We start from the raw sequence: 13,364 nt of genomic DNA, 5'->3' as shown, positions 1-13,364 counted from the left end.
ACAATATACACTAAGAAAAATAGAATAATAAGTGATATTTCTATAAAAAAGGCGGGCAAAAGCCCACCTTAAAGTATTAAACGCTATCTCTTAATATTTTATTTAGAAAGTGATACTCCTTTTGATTCCGTATCATCTGATGCCATCTCTCTTGCAAGCTTTGCAGCCTCATCTACATAGGAAGATGTTGCTTCTTTAGCCTTTTTCGCATCTTCAAGGCTGTGCCCGCATTTAGTGCAAAAACTTGAAGTTTCAGGACACTCATTGCCGCAACTGTCACATACAACAGTATTTAATTTAACCTCATCCTTTGTTTCATTCACAACTTCCGTATCCTGTGTATTTTCAGGAGTTTTATCCGCTACTACAGCTTCCTTAACATCATCCTTTTTAATACTTACCGTATTGCTTGTTGTATTAACGGGTGCATCTGCAACCTTTACATCATTCTTATTCTTCTTGGATTTATTAAACAAAATCAGAAGAAGTATAGCTATTATCAAAATAAATACAAATGCAACAGCTGCAAAGATAATATATATAGTAAAGTTTGTACGAACGCTCACAAAGAATGGAGAACTGTAATTTGACATCATAACATTCTCACCCTTTACAATGAAGTTATTGCCCTTAAACTTTGCTTCTGCGTTTTCAAAACTTCCTGCCAAGTATAAATCCTTATCTACAGGCTTACCGGCATTTTTAACTATGTATTCATATGAATCAACATTTCCGGATGTGAAAATCTCAGGATTAAAGTCATCCATAAATGAAATTCTCTGCTTTGTTACAAAAAGGCCCTTCTTATCTACGTCCAAGCTGCTGATTGATCCGGTATATCCTGTAGTTTCTTCCCACATCTTGGCATCTTCTTCAATAGTACCGGAAGAAGATATCTTAACTTCAAGATCCTTACCGTTTAAAGACACTTTATCAAGCTTTATCTTGCTGTCAGAAAGAACATTCTTAAGTTTTTCCTCAAGAGACTTTGCATCATCCTCGTTGAAAGACTCACTGAAAACCACGGTAATATCTCTTTTTATCTTACCTGTAGGAGTAATCTCAACGATATGCTTGTATTTGCTTACATTTGGCAAAATATTCACATCCAGCTTTATATCAAAAGTTGAACTGTAACCGCTGTAAAGCAAAGTATTTGCGTCACCGCTTATTGCAGAACGTAAAACTGTAGATGAGTATCCTGTACCGTCTGTTATAGTTCCTTCATAATTATTCTCAGGATTTACATAATAATCAAAGCTTACGGCATTATTGTAATTACTGATATAGTCTTCCAAATTTATATACTCATTAAGAGTATAATTTTTAGAAAACAAATGTCTTTTATCTACAGCATCCGATGTATCGGATGTGGCTTCAGTGCTCTCCTCGGTACTTTCTTTACTCTCAGACTCCACCTGAGTCTCCTCTGAGACTTGAGTATCCTTTGCAACTGAACCGGTCGTACTGTCAAGACTTTTTCCGGTAAACTTTTCAGTCATCTTTTTACAGTCATCTGCACTTAAAGCCTTACCCTCAACAGTGAAAATATGTGAATTATTTGCTTCCGACCATGTTCCTGTTCCGACTTCACCCGATCTTTCAGCCATAAATTTATCTATATCATCTTTAGCCTGATCATAGCTGGTATTCGGAATATCTATAGCAATACTTCTGTCAATACTTCCGTCTTTGTTTATAACTGTATTGAACTCGATACCGTTAATAGGCAAATACTTTGTAGTATTTACATCTATTATGCTCATATTGGCATCTTTTTCATATTCCTCACCTGATATACTAAGGCTGACCTGACTTGTAGAGAATATATAAATCTCATATGAAGATGTAATATATTCATTATTCATCATTCCGTCACGCATCCATTTTAGAAGGTCTTCAGTGCCGAAATTTTCCTGAAATGCAACTCCCTTTGCAAATGCGGTATTTGATCTTAAAAGTGTTACCTTCGGTTCTATGTCGCTTCCGACAGCTTTTAATATATTTCCAACCTTTTTCTCATAGTCATCTTTTGATGAGAAATTTATAGTAAATACAGCAACAATATTTGAATCATCCTGTGTAACGGAAGTGATTTCAATATCTTCAGGACAAAGCGCCTTCAATGTTGCCGCTACGGTTGCAAAATCTTTTTGAACATATGATGTATAGTCCGAATTTGATATTGTATATGTCATAACTCTGCTTCCGGCAAAGGAATCATCAAAATTCATATCTGTTTTAACAACACCGCCACATGCTGTAAGAAGCAAAAATGCCAATATACATATAAGATATTTTAATTTATTTTTCATAATACTCCCTAAATTTTTGCTTGATTTTATCTTCCGAAATAACTGTCAATACCGTCAGCAAGTCCCTTTGACAGTTTTTTCAGTTCATCTTTTCCGTGATCCGATGTTTTATCTCCCAATTCAATATCAATCGACGGAACAGTTGAATAAGATGTCTGTGTAAGATCCATCTCCATTCTTCCCTTACTGAAAATCTTTGTTCCGTTTGAAGACAATCCGTTTATCAAAGACTTACCGAGGGCTTCATGCTTTTTCCAGTTTGAAGCTACAGGTTCCATACTTCTGTATGAGTCCACTTCAGGAACACCCATATAAAACGCCCCTTTATCTGCATTTGTGGAATCCCAATGCAATGCTATATGCGCAGAGGCAACATTATTTGCTATTACCGTTCTTGCAATATTGTCAAGCTGAACATCACTGCCGTCACGAATCATCAACACATTATATCCTCTGGATAAAAGCTCGTCTTTCAGTATCTTTGCCATCTCAAATGTTACGGTACTTTCAGGTGTGCCGTCTGCGAATGTCATACCCTCGGAAACGGCAATAGCTGTGGTGGCTCCGGCTTTTGTGGTACCGCTTGTTACCTTTGGGGTTCCGTCAGGATGACATTGTGTTTTTTGTGAAGAGCCTCCCTTTGTACCATGTCCGGCATTTACGGCTATAGTGATGCCGTTACCGTTTTCACTCGGCTTATAGAGCACGCTTTTACCTGAATTTATTTTTGAAAATGATGCATACTGCCAACTTGGATCAAGTCCTATTTCTCCAGCTTCTTTTACCTCAGACTTTTGTGCTTTAGTTTCAGCTTGAGCTTCCTTGACTGTTGTAGTTTCTTCTACAGCGGAGGTCTCCGACACGGTAGTATTTGAGGCAGCTGTCGAAGTAACTTCAGTACTGCTCTCAGGCTCTTTAGAGCTCTGTGCAGTTGTTGAATCCTTGTTGCTCCTTGTCACCTTTCTTACGACATCTGTCTGCACTACCTTTCCGTCCGCACTGCTTTCCACACTTACAGCGGATGAAGTTTCAACCGTATTCTTAGTACTTGAATTATTACCGCCACACGCCGTCAAAACTCCTGCTATAAGCATAGCCTGACAAATAAACTTTAATCTCATAATAAACCTTTTATCTTTGCAAATGTTTTAATAAGTTCTACACTTCCTTCAAGTCCGAGTGTTGAACTGTTTACAGTCAAATCATAACTTCTTGAGTCTGCCCATCTCTTACTTGAGTAATAGTTATAATAGCTTGACCTCTTCTTGTCTGTCTTTACCATAATATCCTTTGCTTTATTGGCTTCAATATTGTTGGTTTCCATAATTCTCTTAATCTTGTCCTCATCATTTCCTGTAATAAATACTGAAAATGCATTCGGATCGTCAGCCAAAGCATAATCTGCGCATCTTCCGACTATAATGCATGACTCCTCGGATGCAAGCTTTTTAATAGTGTCAAACTGTGCCAAAAAAATCTTATGATTTATAGGCATATCCATATAGGATGAAGATGTATATCCTAAAGAATAAGTATCCATCACAAGAGAGTATAAAAATGAACTTGTCGGCTTCTCATCATGAGTCTCAAACAACTCTGCAGCCAGTCCGCTCTCTTTAGCAGCCCTGTTGAGTATTTCTTTATCATAGCATTTTATACCCAATTGCTCAGCCAGCATCTGACCGATCCTTCTTCCACCGCTTCCGCACTGTCTACCTATGGTAATAACCAATCTATTGTCCATACCTACCTCCTAAATAATCAATTTCCGTCTACATATTTTTCACAATACTAAAAATGTAAACACAGATAATTTATATGTATTATTATATAACAAAAAAAGCAGAATGTATATATATCTGTCTTTCAATTGTCACTTTTTAGCTAATGTTTATGCTGTTTTATATTTAATTCTTTCTAAATTTTCTTAATATTTCATTAAAGTAATCCGGAACAGGCGCTTCAAATTCCATATATTCATTTGTTCGAGGATGTATAAAACCAAGTACCATTGCATGAAGGCATTGTCCCTCCAGCTTCATATTTTCTTTTTTTCCGGAATACACTTCATCACCAAGCAGAGGATGATGTATATATGACATATGTACTCTTATCTGATGAGTTCTTCCGGTTTCAAGTACACATTCAATATATGTATAGTTATTCAATCTTTCAAGGACTTTATAATGAGTCACCGCTCTCTTTCCGTCTTTGTCCACAGCCATCTTCATCCTGTCATTTTTCGATCTGGCTATCGGAGCGTCCACAGTCCCCTCATCATCTTTAATATTGCCTGTAACTATAGCAACATATTTTCTGGTAATACTGTGTTCGGCCAATTGTTTTGCAATATGCTGATGTGCATTATCATTTTTACATGCAATTATTATACCTGTGGTATCCATATCTATCCTATGCACTATTCCGGGTCTTAGCACTCCGTTTATTCCTGAGAGATTATCCTTGCAATGATATAAAAGAGCATTTACCAAAGTTCCACTGTAATGCCCTGCAGCCGGATGTACAACCATACCCTTCGGCTTATTTATAAGTATTACATCGTCATCTTCATATACTATATCAAGCGGTATATTTTCAGGGAGAATTTCAAGCGGCTCGGGCTTGGGTATGGCAAGATCTACAATATCACCGTCTCTAAGCCTGTAATTTGCCTTTACGGCTTTTTTGTTTACACAAGCCTTACCCTTCTTGATTAAATCCTGAATATACGATCTTGAAAAACTCTCAAGATTCATCGCAAGAAATACATCTATTCTTCTGTTAATATCAGATTCTTCCACTTTTATTTCAAAGTTATCCATTTATCTCCAAACTAAAATTATTTTTTATAAAATTCCAATTCGTTTTCTTTATATACAAATACGAGGCAAAGAAAAAGTACAAATGTACCCACTGTTACGCAGATATCCGCAAAATTAAATATAGGGAAATTAATAGGTTTAAAATAAATAAAGTCGACCACATAACTTCTTATTATTCTGTCAATAAAATTACCGATTGCACCTGCAAAAATCAAGTCTCCACAAAACAGCAAAGGATAATAACGCTTATCTGAAGGCAACTTAAAAAGCAGATAGATTATACCCAGTAAAACCGCTACGGTAATTATATAAAAGAAAATATGCATTCCCTGCAATATACCGAAAGCCGCACCGGAGTTTTCCGAATACCAGAAATACAATACATTATCTATAAGAGGATAAGCAGGAGCATCTTTTAATTTCATCATAACTTCATATTTACTCCACTGGTCAACTCCCACCAATATTGCAACCATAATAAAAAATGATGCAAACTTATAAACTATATTTCTTTGCATATGCTCTTCAACGCCTCCACCATATCTTCTTTATTAACACTTCTGTCTATATATGCATCTCCTATTTTATTTAATAGAATAAACTTTATTTGTCCGGCTTCCATCTTTTTATCATTAAATGTAGCTTCAAAAACTTTATCTACATCTATATCCGTTCCGGTTTCAAGCGAATAAATTTCCATCAAATCACTAAGAAACTTTCTGTCATCTACACCGAGTTTATTCTTTTTTATACAGATATCAAAAGCAGCAAGCATTCCAAGCCCCACACATGCTCCATGTGAAAGGCTGAAGTTCTTTTCTTTTTCAATAGCGTGACCCAAAGTATGTCCGAAGTTTAATATAGCTCTTTGACCTTTTTCATAAGGGTCGTTTTCCACAACCTCTTTTTTAATCTTCTGACTTGTAAGTACCATATCGGCCAAGGCTTTTATATCACCCGACAATATTTTTTTATGATTTTCAAAAAGACTGTAATAATAATCTTTGTCAAATATCAAACCATGTTTTATAACTTCGCCCATACCTGAAGAAAATTCCGCTTCAGGCAAAGTATTTAAAGTATTTATATTTACGTATACAAGCTTCGGCATATAAAACGCTCCAACCATGTTTTTGAAATGCTTGAAGTCAACTCCGGTTTTACCTCCGATACTTGAATCCACCTGCGAAACTAAAGTTGTCGGAATTTGCACAAAATCAATTCCTCTAAGGTATGTGGCTGCAGCAAATCCGCAGATATCACCTACCACACCTCCACCCAGAGCAAGTAAGATATCTTTTCTGTCAAACTTATTAAAAATCAAAGTATCATATATTCCTGAAACAGTTTCAAGATGTTTATTCTGTTCTCCGGCTTCGAATATATGCGTAAATACTTTTAGTCCGTCAAGTTCTTCTTTTACCTTATCAAGATATATTTCAGCCACATTTGAGTCTGTGACAATACAAATTTTTCTGTTTTCTATATCAAATTTACTTAATTCATTTTTTAAGTCAGAAAAGTCATCATAAATAACAATGTCATAACATGGCTTATTTTCAAATTTAACTTCTAATCTGTTTAAATACATTTGTTAATCCTTATTTAAAAATTTCCGTTTCCGCAAACAGTCTGCCTTTTTTGGATAAAGCACTTATGCCCAAAAATTTTGCTCTACCAAGCCCTCGTACCGTTATAATATCCCCTGATTTTATTTTTGATGAATGTGAAAAACATTGTCTTGAATTTATAAACACCTTACCGGCATCAATATACAAATTAACCTTACTTCGTGAAATATTGTATATCGAACCTATTATTGAGTCCAATCTCTCGGAAGGAATATTTATCTTTTTATATTCCACTCTGTTTACCGCCTTCAATTCATCCGCACTTTCTCTCTCCAATACGACTTTTGTGCGTTTAACCGTAGTAAGCTCGCTTATTATAGTTTCCGACATACTCTTAAACGTAATTATATGTGCTGTATTGTCTACTATACATATATCACCCACCATATGCCTTTCAATGCCCAGATTCATCAATGCACCCAAAAAGTCACGATGAGTAAGATCGTCTGCAAACTTTTTATTAACAGGAGAAATCTTAATATATTCCAGCATATCAAATTCAGGAATATTATCACAATAAAAGCAGACAATTTTTCTTTCCGCTTCAGAATAACCGCCAAACATAACATATCTTATATTCGGGAGATCCTTCTGAATTGTTTCAAAAATTGTCTGCTCATTTAAATTCAAGAACATGGAATACATAACAATGTTCTTAAAATATGCGTTTCTTGCTAAATCTAAAAACTTATTTCTTAGAAATAGTTCTTCTTTTTCCAAAATTATAACCTCATACCATATCCTGAAGCGTCTGCACTGCTGCGTTCTATACTTCCTGAGCCACCAAGTAAATCGACAAACTCACCTGACAAGCTTATATTTGAAGGTGTAACGATAAAAATACTGTCAGAGATGCTCTGAAGATTTCCTTCCATATCGTAAGCAGCACCGCAAATAAAATCTACTATTCTCTGTGCAACAGCAATTCTTACATCTTCAAGGTTAAGAACAACCGTCTTACCTTCTTTAAGGCTGTCAACCACATTTCTTGACTCTTCTACAGATGTAGGTCTGAACATAGTAACTTCCATATCTTTTCTGATAGGAATAACTTTGTTAACCTTAGTATTTCTGCTCGCAACTTTAGGCCTCATAGGCTCTTCTTCTTCTACCTGCTCGCTTGCGTTTTTGATGTCTGTATCATCTTCATCATCTTCATACTCATCGACTTCGATAATATCATCATCATAAGATTCATCATCGCTATCATTCACTCGTAAATACCTTTTGATCTTATCAAAAAATTCCATCTTCACGTGTTCTCTCCAATCTTTTTTATCTTTTCCCAAATATTCCTGTACCAACTCTTACCAAATTTGCACCCTCTTCAAGCGCTACAGTATAATCGCCAGACATTCCCATTGATAAAAATTCTACTTCTATATTATCATAGTTTTTCTCAATTATGTCAACAGATATTTTCTTTATTTTCTTGAAATTTTTTCTATTTTCCTCCGATTTTTCTACATTTGGGGCAATTGTCATCAATCCTTTGATATGTAGGTTCTTATATCTTGCAAATATAGGTAAAATCTCATCAAGTTCTTCTTCCAGGAAACCGTATTTTGAGGCCTCTTTTGCAATATTAATTTCAAGCAATCCGTCAACATGAATACCTTTTTTTCTTGCCTCAGTATCTATCGTATCCGCAAGTCTTATACTGTCTATAGAATGTATAAGTACGGTATTACCTAAAAGTTGTCTGACTTTATTTGTCTGCAAATGTCCGATCATATGCCATCTGATATCTTTCGGCAGTTCCTCTCTTTTTCTTAAAAGCTCCTGCACCTTATTTTCTCCGAAATCTCTTACTCCGCTTTCATAAGCTTCCATAATAAGTTCATTCGGTTTTGTTTTGCTTACAGCAATAAGAGTTACATCATTTATATTTCTACCGCTTTTTTCACAGGCGATTTTCATATCGTCTATAACATTTTGTAAGTTTTCCTTAACCATAGTTTCTCCTATTGATAAATAAAATCTCCTTCTTTAAAACCGTCAGGATTCAATAAAATATGATCATATACCTTTAAACCGTATTTGGTACCCTTATCTACAATATAAAATTCCTTATTCGATCCGAGTATATCTATATTCTTAAATACCGTATATCCTTTATTTATATTGTATACTCCCAACAATTTTTCCTTATTTGAAACCTCAAATATCTCATTTGAATCAGGTTTTATCAATTTATCACCGGATACTATATCCTTATTCTCTGTACTGATATAGCAATTTGTATCCGTAATCTTGATTATATCTTCCGGCACAAAAACCGTTGAAGTCGTACCGTCTTTATCCACCTGCTTATAAAATCCGTCGCTTACACCATCTCCACCCTTTGCCATATATTCAACAGGTATAGTATAGAAGTCTTTTTCAAGCACACATTTGGACGGAATCTTTAAGCCGTTTACAACTGATGATTGTATATCAAACTCCGCATATCTGTTTGAAATAAATTGTACCATATATTTATCAAATGTCAATTTTCCCAGACTATATCCGTCTTTTGTTTCTACAACAGAGTAATCTCCTGTAAGTGTCAGACCATTTGATTTAAATTTTACAGTCAAAGCCTTCTTTTCTGCATATAGCTCTTCCTCACCTTTTTCAAATTCAAAATATATACTCCATGATTCACTGTTTACAATCCTATAAACCTTTGTTTCCGCCTCTATAAGCTGTTCATTCTTTATATAACTTATAGGATGTTTTGATGTATCAAAATCGCTTTTAGTCAGATCTTCCTCTTTTTTCTCGGCAATATCATCCATAGCATATGATATTTCTCCGGAATAAGGTGAGGTAACCACATTAAGGCTCAAACCGTTTGCATTTGAAATATTATCAATATTTTCTATGTTTATTAAATTCGAATATTCACTTGCGGCATTGTCCAATAAATATTTTGTATCATAGACATACTCAAAATCAGAATCCGAATAGTTGGAAGTAAAATTTGAAAGCTTCTTTTTCATTTCAATAACACTCGAATCCGATATGGTATCTTCTTTTCCTGCCGACGCCTCCATAAGCTTCTTTAAATCTCCGGTAGCATCAAGGGAATATACTCTGCTTCCTACAGCCGCTCTTTTACCGTCTCTCATATATATATTTATATATCCTCCATCCGGTGAAACTTGAACACTCTCATCTCTTAGTATAAGTCCGGTGTGCGTCTTATTCTCGGACATACTTCCCTCAACCACTTCATTATATCTTATCTGTTTTCTTGTAGCAAATTTAACAAGAATTAATATCAGATAAAAGAATACAAACAGGAATATTATAACACCCACATTAATAATTCTTTTTTTTCTATAGGGAATAATTTTTTTAGAATCAGCCAATTTTATTCTCCTTAAAAAAGCAAGCCATTATTGCCTGCATAAATACAATTCTCTACATTATACTGCACAAGAGTGTTTTTTTCAATTAAATTTAAAAAAGGCAGACCTCAAAATCGAGTCTGCCTTTATCTGTTAAATCAGATAATTCACGTACAAAATTATATGATATTATTTTCTTTATTATAATGCTACAGAAACATTCTTCTTTGCATTTTCAGGTAGATTTGATGCATCCGTTGAAACACTTAAAACGAATGTGATTCCATATTTCTCTCCCAATGTCTCTATACGATCGATTGTTGAAGTAATATCTGCTCCTTCAAGTACCGCCAGTTTTAAAAAGCTGTCCAGGAATATAGCTTCAATATCATGATCGGATGAAATGAGTCCTGCCAGGAATCCTACAAAACCGTCTGCTGACATGATAGGAAATTCACTAACATTAATAAGTCTTATCTTGTTATTAAGTTCATACATATGCTTTGAACTCTTGTCAAGATAAATGACTGAGCCGTTTGCCTTTGAAACAGTTTCATTGGCTCTTTCAAGTAAAATCTTTGTTTTTCCCTTACCCTTCTCTCCTGCAATAATAGAAACCATGGTAACGTCCTCCTTAAACTTACTGTTATCAAATATAAAATAATATAATGATATTATAAAATATTAATAGGAATAGTGCAATGCTATTTATTGATTTTTGAAAGAAGTTTAGACATATTGTCGTACAAGTCCGCTCTGTTCTTAGACTTCAATACAACAGAAATATATCTTTTTCCCTCAGCATTCTCACTGCAAATCACAAGACAACTACCTGCCGCCAGGGTGGTTCCGGTTTTTCCGGCATCAACCACTATACCTCTCGGTGCGGCCGCTTGACCTGTTATATATCTGTTTCCGTTTTTCCAACTTTTTGTAACCTGACTTCCGTCAGCTGCCGTATATGATACATTATAAGACGGGGCTCCCGCGTAATTCATAAATCTGCTGTCTTTCATAGCTTCATTAAATATTAAATAAAGATCATATGCCGTTGTATAATGATTGCTGTCGGAAAGGCCGCTGGGATTAACGAAATTGGTATCCACAGCTCCAATTCTCTTTGCCTCATCATTCATCATCTTTACAAAATTATCTACACTGCCTCCGATATGTACGGCGATGGCATTTGCCGCATCATTTCCCGAAGGCAACATAAGTCCGTATAGAAGTTGATCAAGTGTCAACTTATCTCCGGGTTTGATTCCTGCCAGACTTGCTCCAGCCTCGGTTATAACACTGTCGTCGGTCACAGTTACCTCATCTGAAAGATTTCCGTATTTGAGTGCCAACAATGCGGTCATTACTTTGGTTGTACTTGCAGGATACATCTGCTTTGTAGCGTCTTTCGATGCCAAAAGGCTTCCATCACCCCCTGCCAATATGACACTTTCCGAAGAAATATCATCTACGTCAACATTGTCCTCAACAGGCAATGCAAGATTTGCCGCAAGCGGTGAAATTTTTGTGTCAATATCAAGACTTGAAAGCCTTCCGGAGAAGTCGTACTCGGTCATCATAAACTGAGAATAGTATACTCCTCCCAGGAAAAGTGCTGTCAGTATAATAACGGGAATAATTAAGTATATTTTATTTACCGGCTTTTTCCCTCTTTTAGTATAATCCGCCATCAGACTATCTATATGCCTCTCTAAACTCAAAGTCACCTCTGTCAAGTGCCATTATAAGAAGCTCTGCTGTAGCAAGATTTGTTGCCAAAGGTATATTATGTGTATCACAAAGTCTCATAACCTTATCGGCATCCGGTTCATGGCTCTTCTTTGTGAGGGGATCTCTTAAGAAGATTACCAGATCTATATCATTATTTTCTATCTGAGCACCAAGCTGCTGTTCGCCTCCAAGATGCCCTGCCAAATATCTATGTATATTAAGATTGGTAACTTCTTCCACCAATCTTCCTGTGGTTCCTGTCGCTGATAAATTATGTTTTGATAAAATACCTCTATATGCAATACAAAAATTCTGCATGAGCTTCTTCTTAGCATCATGTGCGATCAAACCTATATTCATCTTTACCTCCAAATATTAGTTCTTACCCTGTCTTACAGCCACACTTGCAACCAGTCCTACACCTAAAAATAAGCTTAAAAGCGAGCTCACTCCATAACTTATAAATGGAAGCGGCAATCCGGTATTAGGAAAAAGTCCTGTTGCAACCGATATATTTGTGAAGCTCTGAAATCCGACCAATGCGGCAAAGCCTACACAAACCAACTTACCTTCTAAATCTTTTGCTTTAGAAGCAAGGTGAAAACATTCAACAACTATAAGCGCAAAAAGCGCTATTACCACCATACTGCCTACAAATCCCAGTTCCTCTCCAATAACCGCAAATATAAAATCCGTCTGCTCCTGGGATAAAAAGTTTCCGTTCTTAACCGAAGCAAAAGTGTTATTATTCAGTCCCTTACCCATCAACTGACCTGATGAAATAGCCATAATCGAGTTGTCCTGCTGTACATTTATGTCTGCATACTTATCCGGATATATCCATCCAAGTATTCTATTTGCTTGATATCCCCTTAAAAAGGGAACTGTGTTACTTTGTAATAAAAATATAAATATTACTGCTGATGGTATTAAAAATGCAAGACTGCCAAGTACCCATTTATAGCTGATTCCTGAGATAAACAGCATACTTATTATCATAACAAATACTACAATTGTAGTTGATAAATCAGGCTCTTTCAGTATTAAAATACATGGTATAGCAGCAACTACGGCAAATACAAGTAAAAATGAAATTCTGTCGATATCCTCCTGATGTTTACCCAAAAAAGCGGCAATAAATAAAATCATACCTATTTTGACTATCTCAGAAGGCTGTAACTGTCCAATAACCGGTACCTTAATCCATCTCACCGCTCCTGCCCCCTCCGGCTCATAACCGAAAAGTAACACCGCAAGCAGCAAGATAATACATATTCCATACACTATCCACATCAGTTCCATCAATTTTCTGTAGTGTATAAGTGATATCAATACCACAAGTACAAGTCCGAGGACAACGCCAAATATCTGCTTGGCCACCATCCCTTTATCTCCGCCTGTAGCACTGGAAATAACCAATACACCTATAGTATTTAAAACTATAATATAAACCAACAGCCTGAACGGATAATATCTAAGCTTAAAACCGTCTAACATTCTCTACTCTCCAAATTCTACACGAATTTAGCAAAA

14 protein-coding genes are annotated in these 13,364 nt (G+C 35.7%); all 14 read right to left on the bottom strand.

Annotation, left to right across the window (positions count from 1 at the left end):
- Window positions 1–98: 98 nt before the first annotated feature.
- The 14 genes from SBH76_RS07935 to SBH76_RS07870 all read right to left on the bottom strand — a co-directional run bounded on the left by SBH76_RS07935 (window position 99) and on the right by SBH76_RS07870 (window position 13,328).
- A complete protein-coding gene (locus tag SBH76_RS07935; RefSeq protein WP_009662414.1) occupies window positions 99–2,315 on the bottom strand; it encodes a zinc ribbon domain-containing protein in 2,217 nt (738 codons plus the stop codon).
- A gap of 26 nt (window positions 2,316–2,341) precedes the next feature.
- On the bottom strand, window positions 2,342–3,436 hold the full coding sequence (locus SBH76_RS07930; RefSeq protein ID WP_009662655.1) for an N-acetylmuramoyl-L-alanine amidase family protein: 1,095 nt from the start codon (window positions 3,434–3,436) through the stop codon (window positions 2,342–2,344).
- Window positions 3,433–4,059: a cytidylate kinase-like family protein gene (locus SBH76_RS07925; RefSeq protein ID WP_007591627.1), complete on the bottom strand. Its 627-nt coding sequence runs from the start codon at window positions 4,057–4,059 to the stop codon at window positions 3,433–3,435. Before SBH76_RS07925 ends, SBH76_RS07930 begins: the two co-directional genes overlap by 4 nt.
- A 163-nt stretch (window positions 4,060–4,222) precedes the next feature.
- Window positions 4,223–5,137, bottom strand: a complete 915-nt coding sequence (locus SBH76_RS07920) for an RluA family pseudouridine synthase (RefSeq protein WP_009662548.1) — start codon at window positions 5,135–5,137, stop codon at window positions 4,223–4,225.
- Window positions 5,138–5,154: 17 nt separating this feature from the next.
- Window positions 5,155–5,655, bottom strand: a complete 501-nt coding sequence (gene lspA, locus SBH76_RS07915; RefSeq protein ID WP_009662577.1) for a signal peptidase II — start codon at window positions 5,653–5,655, stop codon at window positions 5,155–5,157.
- Entirely contained in the window at window positions 5,640–6,728 is a 1,089-nt protein-coding gene (gene aroB / locus SBH76_RS07910) for a 3-dehydroquinate synthase (protein ID WP_009662640.1), read from the bottom strand. Before aroB ends, lspA begins: the two co-directional genes overlap by 16 nt.
- A gap of 10 nt (window positions 6,729–6,738) precedes the next feature.
- Complete coding sequence (locus SBH76_RS07905; RefSeq protein ID WP_009662681.1) at window positions 6,739–7,488, bottom strand: YlmH family RNA-binding protein; 750 nt, start codon at window positions 7,486–7,488, stop codon at window positions 6,739–6,741.
- Window positions 7,489–7,490: 2 nt separating this feature from the next.
- On the bottom strand, window positions 7,491–8,018 hold the full coding sequence (locus SBH76_RS07900; protein WP_035619863.1) for a cell division protein SepF: 528 nt from the start codon (window positions 8,016–8,018) through the stop codon (window positions 7,491–7,493).
- Window positions 8,019–8,043: 25 nt separating this feature from the next.
- Window positions 8,044–8,724, bottom strand: a complete 681-nt coding sequence (locus tag SBH76_RS07895) for a YggS family pyridoxal phosphate-dependent enzyme (RefSeq protein WP_315036341.1) — start codon at window positions 8,722–8,724, stop codon at window positions 8,044–8,046.
- An 8-nt stretch (window positions 8,725–8,732) separates the two neighbouring features.
- On the bottom strand, window positions 8,733–10,124 hold the full coding sequence (locus SBH76_RS07890) for a biotin/lipoyl attachment domain-containing protein (protein WP_317977414.1): 1,392 nt from the start codon (window positions 10,122–10,124) through the stop codon (window positions 8,733–8,735).
- A 180-nt stretch (window positions 10,125–10,304) separates the two neighbouring features.
- Window positions 10,305–10,724, bottom strand: coding sequence for a hypothetical protein (locus SBH76_RS07885; RefSeq protein WP_009662563.1), 420 nt, complete (start codon window positions 10,722–10,724; stop codon window positions 10,305–10,307).
- A gap of 83 nt (window positions 10,725–10,807) precedes the next feature.
- Window positions 10,808–11,791, bottom strand: a complete 984-nt coding sequence (locus tag SBH76_RS07880; protein WP_315036364.1) for a D-alanyl-D-alanine carboxypeptidase family protein — start codon at window positions 11,789–11,791, stop codon at window positions 10,808–10,810.
- A gap of 4 nt (window positions 11,792–11,795) precedes the next feature.
- Entirely contained in the window at window positions 11,796–12,191 is a 396-nt protein-coding gene (locus SBH76_RS07875; protein ID WP_007591595.1) for a methylglyoxal synthase, read from the bottom strand.
- Window positions 12,192–12,206: 15 nt separating this feature from the next.
- A complete protein-coding gene (locus tag SBH76_RS07870; RefSeq protein WP_007591594.1) occupies window positions 12,207–13,328 on the bottom strand; it encodes an FtsW/RodA/SpoVE family cell cycle protein in 1,122 nt (373 codons plus the stop codon).
- Between the last annotated feature and the right edge of the window lie 36 nt (window positions 13,329–13,364).

It is taken from the genome of Lachnoanaerobaculum sanguinis, assembly GCF_033242365.1.
Taxonomy (GTDB): Bacteria; Bacillota; Clostridia; order Lachnospirales; family Lachnospiraceae; genus Lachnoanaerobaculum; species Lachnoanaerobaculum sanguinis.
The sequence above is the reverse complement of the archived record's forward strand: the minus strand, read 5'-3'. Positions and strand labels throughout refer to the sequence as shown.